The sequence below is a fragment of the Streptomyces sp. NPDC090045 genome, from assembly GCF_044747975.1.
Classification (GTDB): domain Bacteria; phylum Actinomycetota; class Actinomycetes; order Streptomycetales; family Streptomycetaceae; genus Streptomyces.
On record NZ_JBIVFA010000011.1, the window covers coordinates 58,773 to 79,490 of the forward strand.

Here is a 20,718-nt window from a genome sequence, read left to right on the forward strand (position 1 = left end):
GACGGCCCACGGGCTCCTTCACCCCCAGCGACCTTTAGACTCGTCCTTTGGCACCTTTGTGTCCTTGTGCCGAGCGCGTCCTGCGCGTCGCGCGGGGGACCCATCCAGCCAGCCATCGGAAGTACGGGAAGAGATGTCGGCACCGAACAAGTCGTACGACCCTGTCGAGGTCGAGGCACTGAAACCGGAAGAGATCGAGCGCATGCGGGACGAGGCGCTCGCCGCCTTCGCGTCCGCCGGCGACCTCGACGCGCTGCGTGAGGCGAAGACCGCGCACATGGGCGACCGCTCGCCCCTGGCGCTCGCCAACCGCGAGATCGGCGCGCTGCCCCCGCAGGCCAAGGCCGAGGCGGGCAAGCGCGTGGGCCAGGCCCGCGGCGCCGTGAACAAGGCCTTCGGGGCCCGCACGGTCGAGCTCGAAGCCGAGCGCGACGAGCGGGTGCTGGTCGAGGAGGCCGTGGACGTCACGCTGCCCTACGACCGCGTCCCCGCCGGCGCCCGGCACCCCCTGACCACGCTGATGGACCGCATCGCGGACATCTTCGTGGCCATGGGGTACGAGGTCGCCGAGGGTCCCGAGGTCGAGGCGGAGTGGTTCAACTTCGACGCCCTCAACTTCACGCCCGACCACCCGGCGCGCCAGATGCAGGACACCTTCTTCGTCCGGGGCCCCGAGGGCACCGAGGGCGACGAGTCCGGTGTCGTCCTGCGCACCCACACCTCCCCGGTGCAGGCGCGCTCGCTGCTGGAGCGCAAGCCCCCCGTCTACATCGTCTGCCCGGGCCGCGTGTACCGCACCGACGAGCTCGACGCGACGCACACCCCGGTCTTCCACCAGGTCGAGCTGCTCGCCGTGGACGAGGGCCTGACCATGGCGGACCTCAAGGGCACCATGGACCACATGGTCCAGGAGCTGTTCGGCGAGGGCACCACCACGCGCCTGCGCCCGCACTTCTTCCCCTTCACCGAGCCGTCCGCCGAGATGGACATGCAGTGCTACGTGTGCCGCGGCGAGTCGGTGGGCAACCCCGACCGCCCGTGCCGTACCTGCTCCAGCGAGGGCTGGATCGAGCTGGGCGGCTGCGGCATGGTCAACCCCAAGGTGCTCGTCGCCTGCGGTGTGGACCCCGAGAAGTACAGCGGGTTCGCCTTCGGGTTCGGCATCGAACGGATGCTGATGTTCCGTCACAACGTTGAAGACATGCGAGACATGGTCGAGGGTGACGTTCGCTTCACCCGGCCGTTCGGGAGTGAGATCTGATGCGCGTCCCGCTTTCCTGGCTGCGGGAGTACGTCGACCTGCCCGCGGGCGAGACCGGTCGTGACGTGGCCGCCAAGCTGGTCGACGCCGGCCTCGAGGTCGAGACCGTCGAGCAGCTCGGCGGCGGGCTCAAGGGCCCGCTCGTCGTCGGCCAGGTGCTGACCATCGAGGAGCTCGAGGGCTTCCGCAAGCCGATCCGCTTCTGCACGGTCGACGTCGGCCAGGCCAACGGCACCGGCGAACCGCAGGAGATCGTCTGCGGCGCCCGGAACTTCTCCGTCGGCGACAAGGTCGTCGTGGTCCTGCCCGGCGCGGTGCTCCCCGGCGACTTCGCGATCGCCTCGCGCAAGACGTACGGCCGCACCTCGCACGGCATGATCTGCTCCGGCGACGAGCTGGGCATGGGCGACGACGGCACGCACGGCATCATCGTGCTGCCGCACGAGCACGAGGTCGGCACCGACGCCATCGAGCTGCTCCAGCTCGTCGACGAGGTCCTCGACATCGACATCACCCCGGACCGCGGCTACTGCATGTCCATGCGCGGTGTCGCCCGCGAGGCGGCCACCGCCTACGGCCTGCCGCTGCGCGACCCGGCGCTGCTCGACGTGCCCCAGCCGAACTCGTACGGCTACCCGGTGAAGATCGACGACCCGGCCGGCTGCGACCGCTTCACCGCCCGTACGGTGACCGGCCTCGACCCCGACGCGCGCTCCCCGATCTGGCTGACCCGCCGCCTGCAGAAGGCGGGCATGCGCCCGATCTCGCTCGCCGTCGACATCACCAACTACGTGATGCTCGAGCTCGGCCAGCCGCTGCACGCCTACGACCGCTCCAGCATCGACGGCACCATCGGTGTCCGCCGTGCCGAGCAGGGCGAGAAGTTCACCACCCTCGACGGCGTCAAGCGCACGCTCGACGCCGAGGACCTGGTGATCACCGACAACAGCGGGCCGATCGGTCTCGCGGGTGTCATGGGCGGCGCCAACACCGAGATCGCCGACTCCGTCACCGACCCCGAGACCGGCCAGGTCACGGGGACCACGGACGTCGTCATCGAGGCCGCGCACTTCGACTCCGTGTCGATCTCGCGCACCGCCCGCCGCATGAAGCTCTCCTCCGAGGCCTCCAAGCGCTTCGAGCGGGGCGTCGACCCGCAGGCCGCCGCCGCGGCCGCGCAGCGGACCGTCGACCTGCTCGTGCTCCTCGCGGGCGGCACCGCCGAGGCGGGCGTCACCGAGGTCCTCGCCCCGGGCGCGCCGCGCACCATCGCCATGCCCGCGGACCACCCGGACCGGGTGGCGGGCATGGAGTACGGCCGCGAGACCGTCGTGCGCCGCCTCCAGGAGATCGGCTGCGACGTCTACGGCCAGGACGAGCTCGTCGTCACCGTCCCCTCGTGGCGGCCGGACCTCGCCGCGCCCAACGACCTCGCCGAAGAGGTCATCCGGCTGGAGGGCTACGGGAACCTCCCGTCGACCCTCCCGCAGGTGCCCTCCGGCCGCGGTCTGACCGCCCGGCAGCAGCTGCACCGCCGGGTCGGCCGCGCGCTGGCCGGCGCGGGCTACGTCGAGGCGCTGAGCTACCCCTTCATCGGCGAGGGCGTCTTCGACCAGCTCCAGCTCCCCGCGCACGACGCCACCCGCCAGGTGGTCAAGCTCGTCAACCCGATCTCCGACGAGGAGCCGGCGCTGCGCACCACGCTGCTGCCGGGTCTGCTCGGCGCGCTGCGCCGCAACGACAGCCGGGGCAGCCACGACCTCGCGCTCTTCGAGACCGGTTCGGTCTTCCGGGCCGCCGCCCAGCCGGGCGTCGCCGTACGGCTGCCCGTGGACCGGCGTCCCACCGACGAGGAGATCGCCACCCTGAACGCGGCCCTGCCCGCGCAGCCGCGGTACGCCGCGGTCGTGCTGGCCGGTGCGCGCGAGCAGGCCGGCTGGTGGGGCAAGGGCCGACCGGCCGACTGGGCGGACGCGGTCCAGGCCGCCCGCTCGCTGGCCGTCGAGGCCGGCACGGAGCTCGTCGTCCGCCAGGGCCAGTACGGCCCCTGGCACCCGGGCCGCTGCGCCGAGCTCGTCGTCACCATCGACGGCGTCGAGCAGGTCATCGGCCACGCCGGCGAGCTGCACCCGCGCGTGGTCAAGGCGATGGGCCTGCCGGCCCGCACCAGCGCCATGGAGCTCGACCTGGACCGCCTCGCTGCGGCCGGCGGCGAGGCCCTGCAGGCGCCCCGGATCTCCACCTTCCCGGTGGCGACCCAGGACGTCGCGCTGATCGTGGACGCGTCGGTTCCGGCGTCCTCGGTGGAGGCCGCCCTGCGCAAGGGCGCGGGCGAACTCCTGGAGTCGCTGCGGCTGTTCGACGTGTTCACCGGTGAGCAGGTCGGCGAGGGCAAGAAGTCCCTCGCCTACGCGCTGCGCTTCCGCGCGGCCGACCGGACGCTGACCGCCGAGGAGTCCACGGCCGCGCGCGACGCGGCGGTGGCCCTGGCGGGCGAGCGGACCGGGGCGGTGCTCCGGGGCGCGTAGCCGCACCGCGTAAGGCCAGTTGAGGGCGCATCCGGACCACCGGATGCGCCCTCACTCGTTCGGGTGAGAAGCGCGGAGGCCCGTGTCCGGGGCGCCGGTCGGTCGACACAATCGATCCGGCCGGAGGGGAGCCTACGGATGATCACGCGCGGGGAGATGCCCCAGCTGCGCCGGGTGTGCGTCGTGGCCTGGGGCGGTGCCGCGGTGTCCTGGGAGCTGGCCACCCCGGGGCGACTGGTGCCGAGCCTGGCCACCTGCGCGGCCTTCCTGCTGCTGGCCACCGGGTGCGCCCTGCACATCCGGCGCGGGCTGCTGAACGAACTGCGCCGCTCGCAGGAGATCGCGGGCGCCGCGCAGCGGGCCCTGCTGCGGCCGTTGCCGGGGCGGATCGACGGTCTGACGCTGGCCGCGGCGCAGCTCTCGGCGAGCCGGGGCGCGGCGGTGGGCGGGGACCTGTACGAGGCCGTGCCGACGGCGTACGGGGTGCGGGTGGTCATCGGGGACGTACGGGGGCACGGACTGCCGGCGCTGGGTGCGGCGGCGGCCGTGCTCGGGGCCTTCCGCGAAGCGGCGTACGACGAGGTGGCGCTGGGCGGTGTGCTCCGGCGGATGGAGCGGGCGCTGTCCCGCCACGTCCGTGACCGGGCCCGGTCGGAGCATCCGGCGTCCTGCCCCGCGGAGCCGGAGTCGCCCTCGGCGGAGGAGTTCGTGACGGTCCTCCTCCTCCAGATCGCCCCGGACGGCACCCTCCTGGCCCTGAACTGCGGCCACCCCTGGCCGTACCTGCTGAGCCCAGAACACTGCGCTCCGCGCAGCCGGGGCTCCGCCCCAGACCCCGCTCCTCAAACGCCGGAGGGGCTGAAATTGCCAGGGTTGTGCGTCGCGCGCTTCACGGACGGCAGCGGGGAAAATCCAGCCTCGCCGGCGTTTGAGGCGCGGGGTTCGGGGCGGAGCCCCGGTCTTTCAGCCCGTCCGGCGTTTGAGGACCGGGTTCGGGCGGAGCCGGGCGTGGGCGTACAGGCGGTCGACGGGGGTGAGCCGCTGCCGCCGCTCGGGGTGGTGCCCCTGCCGGTGGGAGTCGAACCGCACCCCGTGGGGGAGCTGCACCCCGGCGAGACCCTCTTCCTGCACACCGACGGCGCCGAGGAGGCCCGGGACGCCGCCGGTGCGTTCTTCCCCCTGCGCAGCGTCCTCGCAGAGGCCCCGGCACCGCGAACGCCCGCGCGGCTGGTCGCGGGCGTGCACGCGGCCCTGCTCCGGCACACCGGCGGGCGACTCGCCGACGATGTCGCCCTGCTGGTGCTGCGCAACGACCGGTCCTGACCGGCCGGCTGCCGGGGGGCCGGCTCCGCCGGGGCCCGGCGACCAACCGGACGCCGGCGGAGCCGGAACACGCCGCCCGCCTGCCGTGGAGTGTCGGGCAGACAGCAGGACGGGCGGCGCGGTGCGGGTCGTCGCACTGTACGAGGGGGAGCCGACGACCCGAGCCGCCTCTTTGGCGAGGCCCTTAAGTGAAGCGCCCACGGGGGCCCGTGCGGCAGAGTGCGCATCGCATTTATGCGCGTACTCGGTTCACACCCCGTGTGAACCGCGCACCCACTAGCCTGAGACCGACGAGCCCTTGGAGCGGCCCATGCAGCCCAATGTCCTGCTCGACGCCCTCCTCGCCGAGGCGGGCATGTCCCATGCCGGACTCGCCGCCTACGTGAACCAGGCAGGCCGCACCCGCGGACTCGCCCTGCGCTACGAACACACCGCCGTGGCCCGGTGGCTGAAGGGCCAGCGGCCCCGGGGCCAGGTCCCCGACCTGATCTGCGAGGTGCTCGGCGGCCGGCTGCGGCGCCCCCTCGGGCTGGACGACATCGGGCTGGGGGCGGCCGACCGGCCCGTCTCCCTGCACGCCTCCCCGCTCAGCGGGTTCGTGGACCGGGCCGCCGCCCTCTGGCGTTCCGACGGCCAGGCCCGGCCCCAGCTGCTCGCCGCCGAGGCGGTCACCGGCACGCCCGCCGTCATCCCGGTCTGGGAATGGGAGAACCCGCCCGAGGACGCGGACGTCTCCCGCGAGGGGCCGAACCGGATCGGTCCCGAGCACATCGAGATCCTGAAGGCCGCCCGCGCGCACTACGAGCTGATGTACCGCCGGGCCGGCGGGGTGGCCACCCGGGACCGGATCGTCCGCTTCCTTGGCAGTGAGACGGCGCCCATGCTGCGCGGCAGTTACTCCGACGGCCTCGGCCGCCAGCTGCACCGGGCCACCGGGTCCCTCGTGGCGGTGGCGGGGATCTGCGCGTACGACTCGGACGCCCACGGGCTCGCCCAGCGCTACTTCCACCAGGCGCTGCGCCTGGCCAAGGCGTCCGGGGACCGGGGGCTCGGTGCGTACGTGATCGCGCTGATCGTCAACCAGTCCCTGCACCTGCGCGAGTACCGCCAGGCCGTCGCCTTCGCCGAGGCCGCGCTGCGCGCCGCCGGCCGGCACACCACCCCGGCGCTGGCCGCCGACCTGTACGCGATGCAGGCCAAGGCGTACGCCCAACTCGGCGACACCCAGGCCGCGCTGGCCTGCATCCGCAACGCCGAGGCGGCCGCCGAGCGGATCCACCCGGGCACCGAACCCGACGAGACCGGCTACGTGCAGCCGGGGCTCGTCAACGTCCAGGTCGCCGAGGCGCTGCTCAGTCTGGGGGATCTGGAGGCGGCCCGGATCCAGGCGGCCGCCGCCGTAGGCACCCCGGCCCACGACCGCGGCCGGGTGCACCGGCTGGCGATGCTGTGCGAGATCCAGCTGCGCCAGGGCGAGGCGGACCGGGCCGCGGCGTCCGCGGCGGAAATGGCCGAGCGGGCCAGGGGAATGGAGTCGCTGCGGCTGCGCGACCGGCTGCGGACGGTCCGCGAACAGCTTCTGACCAGCGGTTCTCCGGACGCGGCGCAGACCGCACAGCTCATCGACGGGGCGCTGCGCGTTCCGCTGTGACCGGTCAGCTGCTGCCATGTTTGCCACCTACTCGAACGGAAGGTGGCACAGCCGTGCAGTGGATGAACCTGAGTGAGCAGACTGTGTACAAGAACCGCTGGTTCGACGTGAATCTCGCCGATGTGGAACTTCCCGACGGCCGGCACCTGGACCACTTCGTGATCCGGCTGCGTCCGGTCGCCGTGGCCACGGCCGTCAACGAGGCCAACGAGGTGCTGCTGCTCTGGCGGCACCGCTTCATCACCGACAGCTGGGGCTGGGAGCTGCCCGCCGGGGTGGTCGAGGACGGCGAGGACATCGCGGTCGCGGCGGCGCGGGAGATGGAGGAGGAGTCGGGCTGGCGGCCCGGCCCGCTCCACCACCTGATGACCGTCGAGCCGTCCAACGGGCTGACCGACGCCCGCCACCACCTCTACTGGGCGGACGGGGCCACCCACATCGGTCATCCCGAGGACGATTTCGAGTCCTCGCGCCGGGAATGGGTCCCGCTCAAACTCGTGCCGGACATGATCGCGCGCGGGGAGATCCCGGCCGCCAACATGGCGGCCGGGCTGCTCCTGCTGCACCACCTGCGGCTCGGTCAGCCGTAGGTGGCAGTGGCGGGGATCAGGCGTACGGGTAGAAGCCCGCGCCCGTCTTGCGGCCCAGGCGGCCCGCGTCGACCATCCGCTGGAGCAGCGGGGGAGCGGCGTACAGCGGCTCCTTGTACTCGGCGTACATCGAGTCGGCGATCGAGGCGATGGTGTCCAGGCCGATCAGGTCGGACAGCTTGAGCGGGCCCATCGGGTGGGCGCAGCCCAGCTCCATGCCGTTGTCGATGTCCTCGCGGCTCGCGATGCCGGACTCGAACATCCGGATGGCGGAGAGCAGGTACGGGACGAGGAGCGCGTTGACGACGAAGCCGGAGCGGTCCTGGGCGCGGACCGCGTGCTTGCCCAGCACGTCCCGCACCAGGGCCTCGGCCCGCTTTACCGTCTCCTCGCCCGTGGTCAGCGCGGGGATCAGCTCGACGAGCTTCTGCACCGGGGCCGGGTTGAAGAAGTGGATGCCGATGACCTGGTCGGGCCGCGAGGTCGCGACGGCCAGCTTGACCAGCGGGATCGAGGAGGTGTTGGAGGCCAGGATCGCGTCCGGGCGGGTGATCACCTGGTCGAGGACCTGGAAGATCTCCGTCTTGACCTGCTCGTTCTCGACGACCGCCTCGATGACGAGGTCGCGGTCGGCGAACTCGCCGAGGTCGGTGGTGAAGGTGAGGCGGGCGAGGGTGGCGTCGCGCTCCTCCTCCGTGATCTTGCCGCGTTCGGCGGCCTTGGTCAGGGAGTTGTGAAGCCGGGTCCGGCCGATCTCCAGGGCTTCGCCGGTGGTCTCGGCGACCTTGACCTCAAGGCCACTGCGGGCGCACACCTCGGCGATACCCGCGCCCATCTGGCCACAGCCCACTACGCCGACTCGTGTGATGTCGGAAGGGAGGTCAGTCACTTCGTGCCTTTCGCAGCTCTCCGTCGGCGGGTCCCCCGTACGATTCCGGCGCCCGCCACGCCCCCCGACGTTACTCCCGACCTTGCGCCGGGCGGCGGGCCGGGGCGGGCATGCTGGGCGGACATCGTGCAATGTCACTCAGTGAAACGGAGTCGTCACATGACGTACATCGGCCGACGGGCACTGCTGGCCGGAGCCGCGGGGGTGATCGCGGCCGCCACGTCCGGACCGGCCGCCGCGGCGGCGGGGCGGACCTCCTCCGGGCCTTCCGCACGGGCCGCCGCCGACTTCAGGGGGATGTGGATCGCCTCCGTGTCCAACGTGGACTGGCCCTCGCAGAGCGGGCTCTCCGCCGCGCGGCAGCGCACGGAACTGCTCCGGCTCCTCGACACCGCGGTCGCGCGACGGCTCAATGCCGTGATCCTCCAGGTCCGGCCGGCGGCCGACGCGTTCTGGCCCTCGAAGCTGGAGCCCTGGTCGCAGTGGCTGACCGGGGAGCAGGGGGCCGATCCCGGCTGGGACCCGCTGGGCACGGCCGTCGCCGAGGCGCACGCCCGCGGGCTGGAGCTGCACGCCTGGTTCAACCCGTACCGGGTGGCCAACCACACCGACCCCGACCGGCTGGCGCCCTCCCACCCGGCCCGGCGCAATCCGGGCTGGACCGTGGAGTACGGCGGCAAGCTCTACTACAACCCCGGCCTGCCCGAGGTGCGGCGCTTCGTCCAGGACGCCATGTTCGACGCCGTCACCCGCTACCCGGTGGACGCGGTGCACTGGGACGACTACTTCTACCCCTACCCGGCCGACGGCGAGTACTTCGACGACGACGAGGCCTACGAGGAGCACGGGAGCGGTTTCTCCTCCCGCGCCGCCTGGCGCCGCCACAACACCGACACCCTGGTCCAGGAGATGTCCGCGCGGCTGCGGGCGCTGCGCCCGGCGGTCCGGTTCGGCATCAGCCCCTTCGCGGTCTGGCGCAACTCCGACCGCGACCCGCTCGGCTCCCCGACGCGGGCGGGCCTGGGAACGTACGACGACCTGTACGCGGACACCCGCAAGTGGGTCCGGGAGGGCTGGATCGACTACATCGTGCCGCAGGCCTACTGGCACATCGGCCACCCGACGGCCGACTACGCCGACATCGTCCCCTGGTGGGCGCGGACCGTAGCGGGCGCGGGCGTCGACCTCTACGTGGGGGAGGCGCTCTACCGCTGCGACGCGGACAGCACCACCGCGGCCTGGCGCGATCCGGGGGAGCTGTCGAAGCACGTGCGGCTCGCCGCCGGACACCCGGAAGTCCGCGGCCACGTCTACTTCTCGGCGAAGCAGGTGGCCGCGGACCCCAATGGAGCAATGGCCCGGGTGGTCGCCGACCACTACGGCTCGGCGGTGCCCCCGCGCTGATTCAGTGTTCGGGGTCTACGGGGTGACGGACCACGCAGTCGGGCCCGGGGGCCATCAGGGCCTCGTGCCCGTCCTGGAAGCGGACCCGGTACGGGGGGGTTCCGTTCTCGCCCAGCACCTGGGTGATCTCGCCCACCTTGTCGTGCTGTCCGACGATCCTGCCGTGCTGCACCAGCTGGTCGCCCTCGGTCGCGCGCATAACTGACCTCCTCGGTGGCGGTCCGATCCGGTGCTAGCAGTTTAGGTCGTTCCGGGGCTATTTGACCCGTTGAGTCACCGCGATGCAGACGAGGACCGCGCAGGCGGCCGCCGGTGCGGCGGGAGTGAGGTGCTCGCCCAGCAGCGCCACCGACCAGACCAGGGTCAGCAGCGGCTGGGCGAGCTGGAGCTGGCTCGCGCGCGGCGCGCCGATCTCGGCCATGCCCCGGTACCAGACGTACAGGCCGAGGAAGGTGGAGCCGGCCGCCGCCCAGACCAGGCCGGCCAGCCCGTGCGCGCCGAGGCGCACCGGCTCGTACGCGAGCCCGAGCGCGGACCCGGCCAGGGTGAGCGGCAGGCACAGGACCAGCGCCCAGCCGATCACCTGCCAGCCGGGCAGGGTCCGCGCGAGGCGCCCGCCCTCGGTGTACCCGGCGGCGCAGACCAGCAGGGCGGCGAAGAGGTAGGCGTCGCCGGCCGAGAGGGAACCGCCGCTCTGCGCCACGGTGAAGCCCAGGACGACGGCGGCCCCGGCGACGGCCGCCGCCCAGAAGGTGCGCGAGGGGCGGGAGCCGGTGCGCAGCGCGGACAGGGCCGCGGTGGTGAGCGGCAGCAGGCCGACCACGACGGCGGCGTGCGAGGTGGTGGAGGTCGTCAGCGCGAGGGTGGTGAGCAGGGGGAAGCCGACGACCACCCCGGCGGCGACCACGGCGAGACCGGCCCAGTGCTCGCGGGCGGGCAGCGGGACCCGGCGGGCCAGTAGGAAGGCTCCGGCGATGACGGCGGCGAGCACGCTGCGCAGGGCGACGAGGGACCACGGGCCGAAGCTCTCCAGACCCCAGGCGGTGGCGGGGAAGGTCAGCGAGAAGGCGAGGACGCCGAGCGAGGCGAGGGCGGTGCCCCGGCCCACCGGACTCTTGACCGCTATCGGCTTCGGGAGAGTAGCGCTATTCTGTGCTGTCATGTATGAGCGTAGCAGTGTGGCAGAACTGGCAGAATCCCTGCGGTCCGAGCTGAATCGCTACTCGGTGGGTGGAAAGCTCCCGTCGAGCCGCGCCCTGGTCGAGCGCTACCGGGTCAGTCCCGTCACCGTCTCCCGGGCCCTGGCGCAGCTCGCCGCCGAGGGCCTCGTCGTCACCCGGCCCGGCGCCGGCGTCTTCCGCGCCTCCCCGCGCACGGCGCCCGCCGCGCCCGGGGACACCTCCTGGCAGGAGGTCGCCCTCAGCGCGGAGGCCCCCGGCGAGATCGTGCCGCGCTCGGTGGACGCCTCCGGGGTGCTGGTTTGTCTGGCCGCACCGCCGCCCGGGGTGATCGGGCTCAACAGCGGCTACCTGCACGCCTCCGTCCAGCCCCAGCGGGCCATGGCCGCCGCGCTCGCCCGGGCCGGGCGGCGCCCCGGGGCCTGGGACCGCCCGCCCATGGAGGGGCTGCCCGAGCTCCGGGACTGGTTCGCCCGCGAGATCGGCGGGGCCGTCGCGGCCGCCGACGTCCTGGTCACCGCCGGCGGGCAGAGCGCGCTGACCACCGCCCTGCGGGCGCTGGCCCCGCCCGGGGCGCCGATCCTGGTGGAGTCCCCGACCTATCCCGGACTGCTGGCCATCGCCCGCGCCTCCGGATGCCGGCCCGTGCCCGTCCCGGTGGACGCCGAGGGGGTACGGCCGGAGCTGCTGGCCGCCGCCTTCGAAGCGACCGGGGCGCGGGTGTTCGTATGCCAGCCGCTGTTCCAGAACCCGACGGGCGCGGTCCTGGCTCCCGCGCGGCGGGCCGAGGTGCTGAGGATCGCGCGGGCCGCCGGGGCCTTCGTGGTGGAGGACGACTACGCCCGCGCCCTGGGGCACGACGACGCCGGTCCGCTGCCAGCGACGCTGGCAGCCGAGGACCACGACGGGGTGGTCGTGCACGTCCGGTCCCTGACCAAGGCCACCTCGCCCAGCCTGCGGGTCGGCGCCCTCGCGGCCCGGGGCCCGGTGGTGGACCGGCTGCGCGCCATCCAGGTCGTGGACAGCTTCTTCGTCCCCCGGCCGCTCCAGGAGGCCGCCCTCGAACTGGTCGGCGCGCCCGCCTGGCCGCGCCACCTGCGCACCGTGGCCGCCGAGCTGCGCCACCGGCGGGACGTGCTCGCGGGGGCCGTGCGGCGCGAGCTGCCCGGGCTGACGCTGCCGCACCTGCCCTCGGGCGGATACCAGTTGTGGGTCCGGATGGCCGACGGCGCCGACGACGCGGCCTTCGCGGCGGCGGCCCTGCGCGCCGGGGTGGCGGTGGCCCCCGGCCGCCCGTACTTCTGCGCCGAACCGCCCGGCCCGTACGTCCGGCTGAGCTTCGCCGGGGTGTCGGGACCGGGGGAACTGGTGGAGGCGGTCCAGCGGCTGCGGGCGGGCCTGGACGACTAGGCCGCACCCGGCCCCGCCGACGGCCCCGTTCCGGAAAGCTTGACCCCCGGCCGTTCGCGGCTCACCATCACCGCATGCATGTTCGGGTTTCGCTGGTCGCCGCAGCCCGTAGTTCCTCGCTGCTCGCCGAGCGCTTCGACGACGACCGCCCGCTGGACGGAGCGGGCTGGCGGTCGGTGGAGTGCGCCGCCCGGGACCTCGTGCCCCTGGGCTCGGCCGAGCTGCGCTACTGCTCTCCGACCCCGCGCAGCCGGGCCACGGGCGAGGCCCTCGGCTACGCGCCCCTCGCGCAGCCCGCGCTGCGCGAGTGCGACATGGGCCGCTGGCGGGGGCTGACCCTGGCCGAGGTGACCGCCCGAGAGCCCGGGGCGGTGGACCTGTGGCTCGCCGATCCGCGGTCCGCCCCGCACGGAGGCGAGTCCCTGCTCGCCTTCATCTCCCGGATCGGCGGCTGGCTGGACACCCGTCCCGCCGACGACGGCGGCGAGATCGTGGCGGTGGCCGAGCCCTCGGTGGTCCGGGCTGCCCTGGTCTACGCGCTGCAGGCGCCCCCGCTGACCTACTGGCACGTGGACGTCCGGCCGCTGTCCACGCTCACCCTGACGGGCTGGTCGGGGCGCTGGTACCTCTCCCTGCAGGCCCCGGCGTAAACGCGTTCGAGGCCTCCCCGGGCAGTCGTTAGGGTGCGGGGGTGACCGCGATACTGATCACCACGCTCGCCGAGCGGCCCGAACTGGCGGACCGGCTCTGGGACATGAAGGACCCGTGGCCGCCCTTCGCCGCCCACGACGCGGTCGCCTGGCTGCTGTACCCGCGGATGACGGCCGAGCTGGCGGACTACGTCCTGGTCGCCACCGACGGGGACGCGGTGGCCGCCCGGGGCTTCAGCGTGCCCTTCGCCCTGCACGCCGACGGCCGTGACGGGGAGCTGCCCGCGCAGGGCTGGGACCGGATCCTCCTGTGGGCCTTCTCCGACCTGCGCCGCGGGGTGCGGCCCGACACGGTGAGCGCGATCGAGATCACCGTGGCCGCCGACCGGCAGGGCGAGGGGCTCTCCGGGCTGATGCTGGCCGCGATGCGGGACAACGCCCGGGCCCTCGGCTTCGCCGAGGTGGTGGCCCCGGTCCGGCCCAGCGGGAAGCCGGCCGAGCCGGACACCCCGATCCACGAGTACGCGTACCGGACCCGCGAGGACGGCCTCCCGTACGACCCGTGGCTGCGCGTCCACGTCCGCGCGGGCGGGGTCGTCCACTCGGTGGCGCCGCTGTCGATGACGATCACCGGCTCGCTCGCCCAGTGGCGCGAGTGGACCGGACTGCCCTTCGACGCCGCCGGCCCCGTGCGCGTCCCGGGCGCCCTGGCGCCGGTGCGCTGCGAACCGGAGCAGGGCTACGCGGTCTACGTGGAGCCGAACGTATGGGTCAGGCACCGTCTCGTCGACGGGACGCCCCCGCCGGCGGCCGGCGCGACCGGCTGACGGGAAGGCGGAATCGCCGCCGGAGCGGGGCCTTTCCTGCTAGACATCTTCTCCAGGGCGCCACAGGCGCCGGATCCTCCCGCGCACCCCTCCCGCCGAGATCCAGAACATTGCATAAACGTGCGGACGTACGTATAGTCATGCCATCGATGAGGAGGGTCCGATGGTGGTACGTGTAGCGGTGGCCGGAGCGAGCGGGTACGCGGGCGGAGAAGTCCTGCGCCTCCTGCTCTCGCACCCCGAAGTGGAGATCGGCGCGCTGACCGGCCACTCCAACGCCGGACAGCTCCTCGGCCCCCTGCAGCCGCACCTCGTGCCGCTCGCCGGGCGCACCCTGGAGGCGACCACCCCGCAGGCCCTCGCCGGCCACGACGTCGTCTTCCTCGCACTCCCGCACGGCCAGTCCGCCGCCGTCGCCGCCGAGCTCGGCGAGGACGTCCTCGTCGTCGACATGGGCGCCGACCACCGGCTCAAGGACTCCGCCGACTGGGACGCCTTCTACGGCGCCCCGCACGCCGGGACCTGGCCCTACGGGCTCCCCGAGCTGCCGGGCTGCCGCGCCGCGCTGGAGGGCACCAAGCGCATCGCCGTCCCCGGCTGCTTCCCCACCGCCGTCTCCCTCGCGCTCTTCCCCGCCTACCAGGCGCAGCTCGCCGAGCCGGAGGCCGTGATCGTCGCCGCCACCGGAACCTCCGGCGCGGGCAAGGCCCTCAAGCCGCACCTGCTCGGCGCCGAGGTGATGGGATCGGTGACCCCGTACGGCGTCGGCGGCAGCCACCGGCACACCCCCGAGATGGTGCAGAACCTGAGCCCGCTCGCCGGGCAGCGCGTCTCCGTCTCCTTCACGCCGACCCTCGTGCCCATGGCGCGCGGCATCCTCGCCACGTGCTCGGCCAAGGCCCTCCCCGGCACCACCGCCGAATCGCTCCGCGCCGCCTACGAGAAGGCGTACGCCGACGAGCCCTTCGTGCACCTGCTGCCCGAGGGCCGGATGCCGTCCACCAAGTCCGTCCACGGTTCCAACGCCGTCCAGATCCAGGTCGCCTACGACGCGTCCGCCCAGCGGATCATCGCCGTCAGCGCCATCGACAACCTGACCAAGGGCACCGCCGGCGGCGCGGTGCAGAGCATGAACATCGCCCTCGGGCTCCCCGAGCAGCTCGGGCTTTCCACGATTGGAGTCGCGCCGTGAGCGTTACGGCTGCACAGGGATTCACGGCGGCGGGCATCGCCGCCGGGATCAAGGCCAGCGGCAACCCGGACCTGGCCCTCGTGGTCAACAACGGGCCGCGTCTCGCCGCCGCGGGCGTCTTCACCTCCAACCGCGTCAAGGCCGCCCCCGTGCACTGGTCCGAGCAGGTCCTGCGGGGCGCCGCCGTCAGCGCGGTCGTCCTCAACTCCGGCGGCGCCAACGCCTGCACCGGCCCCAAGGGCTTCCAGGACACCCACGCCACCGCCGAGAAGGTCGCCGACGTCCTGAACGGGCTCGGCACCGGCACGGAGTTCAACGCCGGCGAGGTCGCCGTCGCCTCCACCGGCCTGATCGGCGTCCTGCTCCCCATGGACAAGCTGCTCCCCGGCATCGAGACCGCGGCCGCCGCCCTGTCCGAGGACGGCGGCGAGGCCGCCGCCATCGCCATCAAGACCACCGACACCGTGCACAAGACGGCCACCGCCTCCCGGGGAGACTGGACCGTAGGCGGCATGGCCAAGGGCGCCGGCATGCTCGCCCCGGGCCTGGCCACCATGCTCGTCGTCCTCACCACCGACGCCGACCTGGACAGCGCCACCCTCGACAAGGCGCTGCGCGCCGCGACCCGCACCACCTTCGACCGGGTCGACTCCGACGGCTGCATGTCCACCAACGACACGGTGCTGCTGCTCGCCTCCGGCGCGTCCGGCCAGGTGCCCGTCTACGAGGAGTTCGCGGAGGCCGTGCGCACGGTCTGCGACGACCTGGCCCGCCAGCTGATCGGCGACGCCGAGGGCGCCAGCAAGGACATCCGCATCGAGGTCATCGGCGCGGCCAGCGAGGACGACGCGGTCGAGGTCGGCCGGTCCATCGCCCGGAACAACCTGCTCAAGTGCGCCATCCACGGCGAGGACCCGAACTGGGGCCGGGTGCTCTCCGCGATCGGCACCACCGGGGCCGCCTTCGACCCGGACCGCCTCAACGTCGCCATCAACGGCGTGTGGGTCTGCAGGAACGGCTCGGTCGGCGAGGACCGCGACCTGGTGTCGATGAAGGACCGCGAGGTCCGCATCACCGCCGATCTGTCCACCGGCGGCGAGTCGGCCGTCATCTGGGCCAACGACCTGACCGCCGACTACGTCCACGAGAACAGCGCCTACTCCTCATGAGCGACGAGAAGGCCGGCCAGCCCGGCACCTCCGGCGGCACCGCCCGCAAGCACACCGCCCTGCCCAAGGCGCAGATCCTCATCGAGGCCCTGCCCTGGCTCACCCGCCACAACGGCAAGATCGTCGTCATCAAGTTCGGCGGCAACGCCATGATCGACGAGGACCTCAAGGCCGCCTTCGCCCAGGACGTGGTCTTCCTCCGCCAGGCCGGCCTCAAGCCGGTCGTCGTGCACGGCGGCGGCCCCCAGATCAACGCCCAGCTCGACAAGCAGGGCCTGGTCAGCGAGTTCAAGGCCGGCCTGCGCGTGACGACCCCGGAGGCCATGGACGTCGTACGGATGGTCCTGGCGGGCCAGGTCCAGCGCGAGCTGGTCGGACTGCTCAACCAGCACGGGCCGCTCGCCGTCGGCATGACCGGCGAGGACGCCCACACCATCACCGCGACCAAGCACACCCCGCAGGTCGGCGGCGAGGCCGTCGACATCGGGCGGGTCGGCGAGATCACCGCCATCGACACCGGCGCGATCGAGGCGCTGCTGTCGGACGGCCGGATCCCGGTCATCTCCTCCATCGCGCGCAGCGCCGACGACCACCACGTCTACAACGTCAACGCCGACACGGCGGCCGCGGCGCTCGCCGCCGCGCTGGGCGCCGAGACGCTGATGGTCCTCACCGACGTCGAGGGGCTCTACGCGGACTGGCCGCACAGCGACGAGGTCATCAGCAAGCTCACCGTCAGCGAGCTGGAGAAGCTGCTGCCCGAGCTGTCCAGCGGCATGGTGCCCAAGATGGAGGGGTGCCTGCACGCCGTGCGCAACGGCGTGAACACCGCCCGCGTGCTCGACGGGCGGGTCCAGCACTCGATCCTGCTGGAGATCTTCACGGACTCGGGCATCGGCACGATGGTCGTGCCCGACCCACAGCCCGGACAACAGCCAGGGGGAGCGGAATGACGAAGGGCACCGGCAACCAGGAGTACGGCGCGCGCTGGCAGGGTGCGCTGACCAACAACTACGGAACCCCCGCGGTCGCCCTCGTGCGCGGCGAGGGCGCCCAGGTGTGGGACGCCGACGGCAAGCAGTACACCGACTTCGTCGGCGGCATCGCGGTCAACGCGCTGGGCCACGCCCACCCGGCGATCGTGGCGGCCGTGACCGAGCAGATCTCCACCCTCGGCCACGTCTCCAACCTCTTCATCTCAGAGCCGGTCGTCGCGCTCGGCGAGCGGCTGCTGCAGCTCTTCGGCCGCCCCGGCAAGGTCTTCTTCTGCAACTCCGGGGCCGAGTCCATCGAAGCCGCCTTCAAGATCGGCCGGCTGACCGGGCGGACCCACATGGTCGCCACCGACGGCGGCTTCCACGGCCGGACCATGGGCGCCCTCGCCCTCACCGGGCAGCCGAAGAAGCAGGAGCCCTTCCGGCCGCTGCCGGGCGACGTCACGCACGTCCCGTTCGGCGACGTCGAGGCCCTGCGGGCCGCCGTCACCGAGGAGACCGCGCTCGTCGTCATCGAGCCGATCCAGGGCGAGAACGGCGTGGTCGTTCCCCCGGCCGGATACCTGACGGCCGCCCGCGAGATCACCCGCGCCACCGGCACCCTGCTCGTCCTCGACGAGGTCCAGACCGGCATCGGCCGGTGCGGCCAGTGGTTCGAGCACCAGGCCCACGAGGACGTCGAGCCCGACATCGTCACCCTCGCCAAGGGGCTGGGCGGCGGCCTGCCGATCGGCGCGGTGGCCCTCTTCGGGGCCGCGGCCGACCTGTTCCAGCCCGGCCAGCACGGCACCACCTTCGGCGGGAACCCGGTCGCCTGCGCCGCCGGCCTCGCCGTGATCGACACCATCGCCTCCGAGGGCCTGCTCGACCAGGTCAAGGCCCGCAGCGAGCGGCTGCGGGCCGGGATCGAGGCCTCGGGGCACGCGCTGGTCTCCCACGTCCGGGGCGCCGGCCTGCTGCTGGGTATCGTGCTGACCGAGCCGCTCGCACCCCAGGTGCAGCAGGCGGCTCAGGATGCCGGATTCCTGGTCAACGCGCCCGCCCCCGACGTCGTACGGCTCATGCCCCCGTACGTACTCACCGAGGCCGAGGCGGAGGCGTTCCTCCGGGCCCTGCCCGGCATCCTCGACGCAGCCAACGGGGACGGATCCGGAGAATGAGACGACGATGAGCCAGCCGCAGGACAACGAGCAAGGCGGCCAGGCCGTCCCGCAGACCCGCACCGCGCGCCACCGCCGGATCGTGGACATCCTCAACCGGCAGCCGGTCCGCTCCCAGAGCCAGCTGGCCAAGCTGCTCGCCGACGACGGGCTGAGCGTCACCCAGGCGACGCTCTCCCGGGACCTCGACGAGCTGGGCGCGGTCAAGATCCGCAACACCGGTGGCGAGCTGATCTACGCGGTGCCCAGCGAGGGCGGGTTCCGCACCCCGCAGGCCCCGCTCGGCGAGTCCGCGAAGGAGGAGCGCATGAGGCGCCTCTCCGGGGAGCTGCTGATCTCGGCGGAGGCCTCCGCGAACCTCGTGGTCCTGCGCACCCCGCCGGGTGCCGCGCAGTTCCTCGCCTCGGCGATCGACCAGGCCGAACTCCGGGCGATCCTCGGCACGATCGCGGGCGACGACACCCTGATGCTGATCAGCCGCGACCCGGCGGGCGGCCAGGCCCTCGCCGATCACCTCCTGCGTCTGGCGCAGAAGGAGGGCTGAGCGGGGAGGCCCGGGGGGCGGCGGAAATCCCGTGCCGGACCGACGCCCGCCGACATAGCCTCGGGGCGTGCTCCAACTCGTCCTCGCCATATGGGCGTCCGTCATGACCGCCGCCGTGTACGGGCCCATCGGCCTGCGGTGGCGGCGCCGGGCCCGGATCCGGCGCGAGATCCTCCGGCTCGTCGCAACCGTCGAACCGGAGCCGTACCACGCCGCCCTGTGGCGCAGCGAGGCGACCGAGGCGGCGGCCGCCGAACTCGTCCTCGGCGGCCACCTCCGGATCGACGGGGAGGGAGCCGCGTTCCTGACCGAGGAGGGCCGCGACCCCGCCCGGACTCCCGCCCACCCGCTGCCCGCCACCCTGCTGGAGGCTGTACGCCGGCACGATCCGGAGCCCGTGTCGATCGGCTGGATCGACCGGTACGACGAGGAGTACGTGCGGCGGCGCAGCGCCTACGCGAGCGAACGGGACGCCCTGCTGCCCGACCTCCCGCGGATGCCGGACGGCGAGGGGAACCGACTGCTGGCCTGCTGCGGCTGCGCGGGCCTCTTCTTCGTGATGATGTCCTGGGGCCTGGTGGGCGTGCTGCTGGTGGCCGAGCGCCCGCAGGGCCCGGGGGAATGGGCCTGCGCCGCGGTTGCCGCCCTCGGCCTGATGGCGCTGGCGTTCGCCGAGAAGGCCGGCCGGGAGGTCCGGGAACGGACGCAGTGCGGCGACCCGCTGGGGGACCGGATCCGCGCCGAGCCGCATCCGTCCCTCGCGGCCCTGGACGAAGGGCAACGGCGCCACGTCGTGCGGAGCATCGATGACCGCGACCGGTGGCGCGGCGTCGACCAGGCCGATGACGACGACGACGATGACGAGGCCGACGAGTGGCTGGACGACAAGGTCTGGTGGGAGGACGCGTACGAGTACCGGGCCACCGACGAGGACGAGGACGAGGACGAGCCCGAGGCCAAGGGGCCCGGTAGCGGGTGACCTAGGCAGTGTCCTGGCGATCACGAACGGAACCAGATGATGGGTGCGGCTGCGGTGACGGTGCCGAGGTAGAGGTAGCCGCGCTTGTCGAACCTGGTCGCAACCGCACGGAAGGCCTTCAGCTTGTTGATCGCCCGTTCCACTGTGTTGCGCTTCTCGTAGCGGTCCTTGTCAAATCCGGGCGGCCGACCCCCGGCGCTGCCGCGTCGGACCCGGTTGGCGGCCTGGTCGGCTCTCTCCGGGATGACGTGCCGGATTCCTCGTCTGCGCAGGTAGCTGCGGGTTCGGCGGTTGCTGTGGCCCTTGTCCGCAATGACGCTGTCCGGCCTTATGCGAGGACTGCCGCAGGTCAGCCTCGGCACGCGGATCTTGTCCAGGACCGGCTCGAACTGGGTGCAGTCGGCGCACTGCCCGGGCGTGACGACCAGCGAGAGCACCCGGCAGCGGCCGTCCGCACTCAGGTGGATCTTGGTGGTGAACCCGCCGCGCGAACGGCCGAGCGCCTCACCTCCCGCGCCACCTCCGCCAGGCGGTCGATCAGTTCCGCCCGGATCCGAGCGGCTCTGACCGTCTGCGCGGAGCCCCCTTTGAGGACGGGCGGCGGAGCCTGCCGGGCGCCGGCCGCATGGTGATGCGCGCGCACGGATGTGGAGTCGACCGAGCCGTCCCAGTCAATCTCGCCGGCCGCGTCCCCCTCGGCCTGGACCCGCCGCAGGAGCATCTCCCACGTCCCGTCCGCCGACCAGCGGCGATGCCGCTCATTCACCGTCTTCCACGGACCGTACCGCTCTGGCAGATCGCGCCACTGCACGCCGGTCCGGATCCGGTACAGCACCCCGTTCACAACCTGACGATGGTCCCGCCACCTGCCACAACGCCCGTTGCTGACTGGCAGAAGCGGCCCCAGTCGCTCCCACTCGGCATCCGTGAGATCGCTCCTACTTCCCATGGTCGTATCAACGATTCAA

19 protein-coding genes are annotated in these 20,718 nt (G+C 73.1%); 15 read left to right on the plus strand and 4 right to left on the minus strand.

Features of this window, described 5'->3' with window-relative positions:
• Nucleotides 1-133 precede the first annotated feature (133 nt).
• From pheS to ACIPYQ_RS26840, 5 genes are all read left to right on the plus strand, one after another.
• The gene (gene pheS / locus ACIPYQ_RS26820) at nt 134-1,261 is read left to right on the plus strand and encodes a phenylalanine--tRNA ligase subunit alpha (RefSeq protein WP_030706150.1); all 1,128 of its coding nucleotides are present in this window, start codon (nt 134-136) and stop codon (nt 1,259-1,261) included.
• On the plus strand, nt 1,261-3,789 hold the full coding sequence (pheT, locus tag ACIPYQ_RS26825) for a phenylalanine--tRNA ligase subunit beta (protein ID WP_401255898.1): 2,529 nt from the start codon (nt 1,261-1,263) through the stop codon (nt 3,787-3,789). The genes pheS and pheT overlap by 1 nt, the downstream gene beginning before the upstream one ends.
• A 138-nt stretch (nt 3,790-3,927) precedes the next feature.
• Entirely contained in the window at nt 3,928-5,112 is a 1,185-nt protein-coding gene (locus tag ACIPYQ_RS26830; protein ID WP_401255901.1) for a PP2C family protein-serine/threonine phosphatase, read from the plus strand.
• Between the two features lie 310 nt (nt 5,113-5,422).
• Entirely contained in the window at nt 5,423-6,763 is a 1,341-nt protein-coding gene (locus ACIPYQ_RS26835) for a transcriptional regulator (protein WP_361765606.1), read from the plus strand.
• A 62-nt stretch (nt 6,764-6,825) separates the two neighbouring features.
• Nucleotides 6,826-7,353 carry an NUDIX hydrolase gene (locus ACIPYQ_RS26840; RefSeq protein ID WP_237545486.1) on the plus strand — a complete coding sequence of 176 codons (528 nt, stop codon included), beginning with the start codon at nt 6,826-6,828 and terminating at the stop codon, nt 7,351-7,353.
• 16 nt (nt 7,354-7,369) lie between these two features.
• On the opposite strand, the gene ACIPYQ_RS26845 is transcribed toward ACIPYQ_RS26840, so the two are convergent.
• Nucleotides 7,370-8,242, minus strand: coding sequence for a 3-hydroxybutyryl-CoA dehydrogenase (locus ACIPYQ_RS26845; RefSeq protein WP_361765600.1), 873 nt, complete (start codon nt 8,240-8,242; stop codon nt 7,370-7,372).
• A gap of 159 nt (nt 8,243-8,401) precedes the next feature.
• Between ACIPYQ_RS26845 and ACIPYQ_RS26850 the strand changes: the two genes are divergently transcribed.
• Nucleotides 8,402-9,646 carry a glycoside hydrolase family 10 protein gene (locus tag ACIPYQ_RS26850; protein WP_401255905.1) on the plus strand — a complete coding sequence of 415 codons (1,245 nt, stop codon included), beginning with the start codon at nt 8,402-8,404 and terminating at the stop codon, nt 9,644-9,646.
• Nucleotide 9,647: 1 nt separating this feature from the next.
• Here the strand turns inward: ACIPYQ_RS26850 and ACIPYQ_RS26855 are convergent, their stop codons facing one another.
• Nucleotides 9,648-9,845, minus strand: a complete 198-nt coding sequence (locus tag ACIPYQ_RS26855) for a DUF1918 domain-containing protein (protein WP_361765594.1) — start codon at nt 9,843-9,845, stop codon at nt 9,648-9,650.
• Nucleotides 9,846-9,902: 57 nt separating this feature from the next.
• Nucleotides 9,903-10,808: a DMT family transporter gene (locus tag ACIPYQ_RS26860; protein ID WP_362233898.1), complete on the minus strand. Its 906-nt coding sequence runs from the start codon at nt 10,806-10,808 to the stop codon at nt 9,903-9,905.
• Here ACIPYQ_RS26860 and ACIPYQ_RS26865 point away from each other — a divergent pair.
• From ACIPYQ_RS26865 to ACIPYQ_RS26905, 9 genes are all read left to right on the plus strand, one after another.
• Nucleotides 10,807-12,234: a PLP-dependent aminotransferase family protein gene (locus tag ACIPYQ_RS26865; protein WP_401255908.1), complete on the plus strand. Its 1,428-nt coding sequence runs from the start codon at nt 10,807-10,809 to the stop codon at nt 12,232-12,234. The two genes, ACIPYQ_RS26860 and ACIPYQ_RS26865, sit on opposite strands and share 2 nt — an antisense overlap.
• Before the next feature lie 74 nt (nt 12,235-12,308).
• Entirely contained in the window at nt 12,309-12,884 is a 576-nt protein-coding gene (locus tag ACIPYQ_RS26870; RefSeq protein WP_401255911.1) for a histidine phosphatase family protein, read from the plus strand.
• 104 nt (nt 12,885-12,988) lie between these two features.
• A complete protein-coding gene (locus ACIPYQ_RS26875) occupies nt 12,989-13,711 on the plus strand; it encodes an N-acetyltransferase (protein ID WP_401256371.1) in 723 nt (240 codons plus the stop codon).
• A 163-nt stretch (nt 13,712-13,874) separates the two neighbouring features.
• On the plus strand, nt 13,875-14,903 hold the full coding sequence (gene argC / locus ACIPYQ_RS26880; protein WP_401255914.1) for an N-acetyl-gamma-glutamyl-phosphate reductase: 1,029 nt from the start codon (nt 13,875-13,877) through the stop codon (nt 14,901-14,903).
• Nucleotides 14,900-16,072 (plus strand): bifunctional glutamate N-acetyltransferase/amino-acid acetyltransferase ArgJ, encoded by a 1,173-nt coding sequence (gene argJ, locus ACIPYQ_RS26885; protein WP_401255917.1) that lies wholly within the window; start codon nt 14,900-14,902, stop codon nt 16,070-16,072. Before argC ends, argJ begins: the two co-directional genes overlap by 4 nt.
• Nucleotides 16,069-17,025 carry an acetylglutamate kinase gene (gene argB / locus ACIPYQ_RS26890; RefSeq protein WP_401255920.1) on the plus strand — a complete coding sequence of 319 codons (957 nt, stop codon included), beginning with the start codon at nt 16,069-16,071 and terminating at the stop codon, nt 17,023-17,025. Before argJ ends, argB begins: the two co-directional genes overlap by 4 nt.
• Nucleotides 17,022-18,227, plus strand: a complete 1,206-nt coding sequence (locus tag ACIPYQ_RS26895) for an acetylornithine transaminase (RefSeq protein WP_401255923.1) — start codon at nt 17,022-17,024, stop codon at nt 18,225-18,227. The genes argB and ACIPYQ_RS26895 overlap by 4 nt, the downstream gene beginning before the upstream one ends.
• Nucleotides 18,228-18,234: 7 nt before the next feature.
• On the plus strand, nt 18,235-18,771 hold the full coding sequence (locus tag ACIPYQ_RS26900) for an arginine repressor (protein WP_361765567.1): 537 nt from the start codon (nt 18,235-18,237) through the stop codon (nt 18,769-18,771).
• 67 nt (nt 18,772-18,838) lie between these two features.
• A complete protein-coding gene (locus ACIPYQ_RS26905) occupies nt 18,839-19,750 on the plus strand; it encodes a hypothetical protein (protein WP_401255926.1) in 912 nt (303 codons plus the stop codon).
• A 20-nt stretch (nt 19,751-19,770) separates the two neighbouring features.
• Here the strand turns inward: ACIPYQ_RS26905 and ACIPYQ_RS26910 are convergent.
• A protein-coding gene (locus ACIPYQ_RS26910; protein ID WP_401255929.1) for an IS5 family transposase occupies nt 19,771-20,699 on the minus strand; the annotation gives its coding sequence in 2 pieces (ribosomal slippage) (nt 19,771-20,268 and nt 20,271-20,699; 927 coding nt in all).
• Between the last annotated feature and the right edge of the window lie 19 nt (nt 20,700-20,718).

Excerpts from the sequence above, each read along its gene's own strand:
- pheS (WP_030706150.1), top strand. The coding sequence starts at position 134 with ATGTCGGCACCGAACAAGTCGTACGACCCTGTCGAGGTCGAGGCACTG.
- pheT (WP_401255898.1), top strand. The coding sequence starts at position 1,261 with ATGCGCGTCCCGCTTTCCTGGCTGCGGGAGTACGTCGACCTGCCCGCG.
- ACIPYQ_RS26830 (WP_401255901.1), top strand. The coding sequence starts at position 3,928 with ATGATCACGCGCGGGGAGATGCCCCAGCTGCGCCGGGTGTGCGTCGTG.
- ACIPYQ_RS26835 (WP_361765606.1), top strand. The coding sequence starts at position 5,423 with ATGCAGCCCAATGTCCTGCTCGACGCCCTCCTCGCCGAGGCGGGCATG.
- ACIPYQ_RS26840 (WP_237545486.1), top strand. The coding sequence starts at position 6,826 with ATGAACCTGAGTGAGCAGACTGTGTACAAGAACCGCTGGTTCGACGTG.
- ACIPYQ_RS26850 (WP_401255905.1), top strand. The coding sequence starts at position 8,402 with ATGACGTACATCGGCCGACGGGCACTGCTGGCCGGAGCCGCGGGGGTG.
- ACIPYQ_RS26855 (WP_361765594.1), bottom strand. The coding sequence starts at position 9,845 with ATGCGCGCGACCGAGGGCGACCAGCTGGTGCAGCACGGCAGGATCGTC.
- ACIPYQ_RS26865 (WP_401255908.1), top strand. The coding sequence starts at position 10,807 with ATGTATGAGCGTAGCAGTGTGGCAGAACTGGCAGAATCCCTGCGGTCC.
- ACIPYQ_RS26860 (WP_362233898.1), bottom strand. The coding sequence starts at position 10,808 with ATGACAGCACAGAATAGCGCTACTCTCCCGAAGCCGATAGCGGTCAAG.
- ACIPYQ_RS26870 (WP_401255911.1), top strand. The coding sequence starts at position 12,309 with ATGCATGTTCGGGTTTCGCTGGTCGCCGCAGCCCGTAGTTCCTCGCTG.
- ACIPYQ_RS26875 (WP_401256371.1), top strand. The coding sequence starts at position 12,989 with ATGAAGGACCCGTGGCCGCCCTTCGCCGCCCACGACGCGGTCGCCTGG.
- argC (WP_401255914.1), top strand. The coding sequence starts at position 13,875 with ATGGTGGTACGTGTAGCGGTGGCCGGAGCGAGCGGGTACGCGGGCGGA.
- argB (WP_401255920.1), top strand. The coding sequence starts at position 16,069 with ATGAGCGACGAGAAGGCCGGCCAGCCCGGCACCTCCGGCGGCACCGCC.
- ACIPYQ_RS26895 (WP_401255923.1), top strand. The coding sequence starts at position 17,022 with ATGACGAAGGGCACCGGCAACCAGGAGTACGGCGCGCGCTGGCAGGGT.
- ACIPYQ_RS26900 (WP_361765567.1), top strand. The coding sequence starts at position 18,235 with ATGAGCCAGCCGCAGGACAACGAGCAAGGCGGCCAGGCCGTCCCGCAG.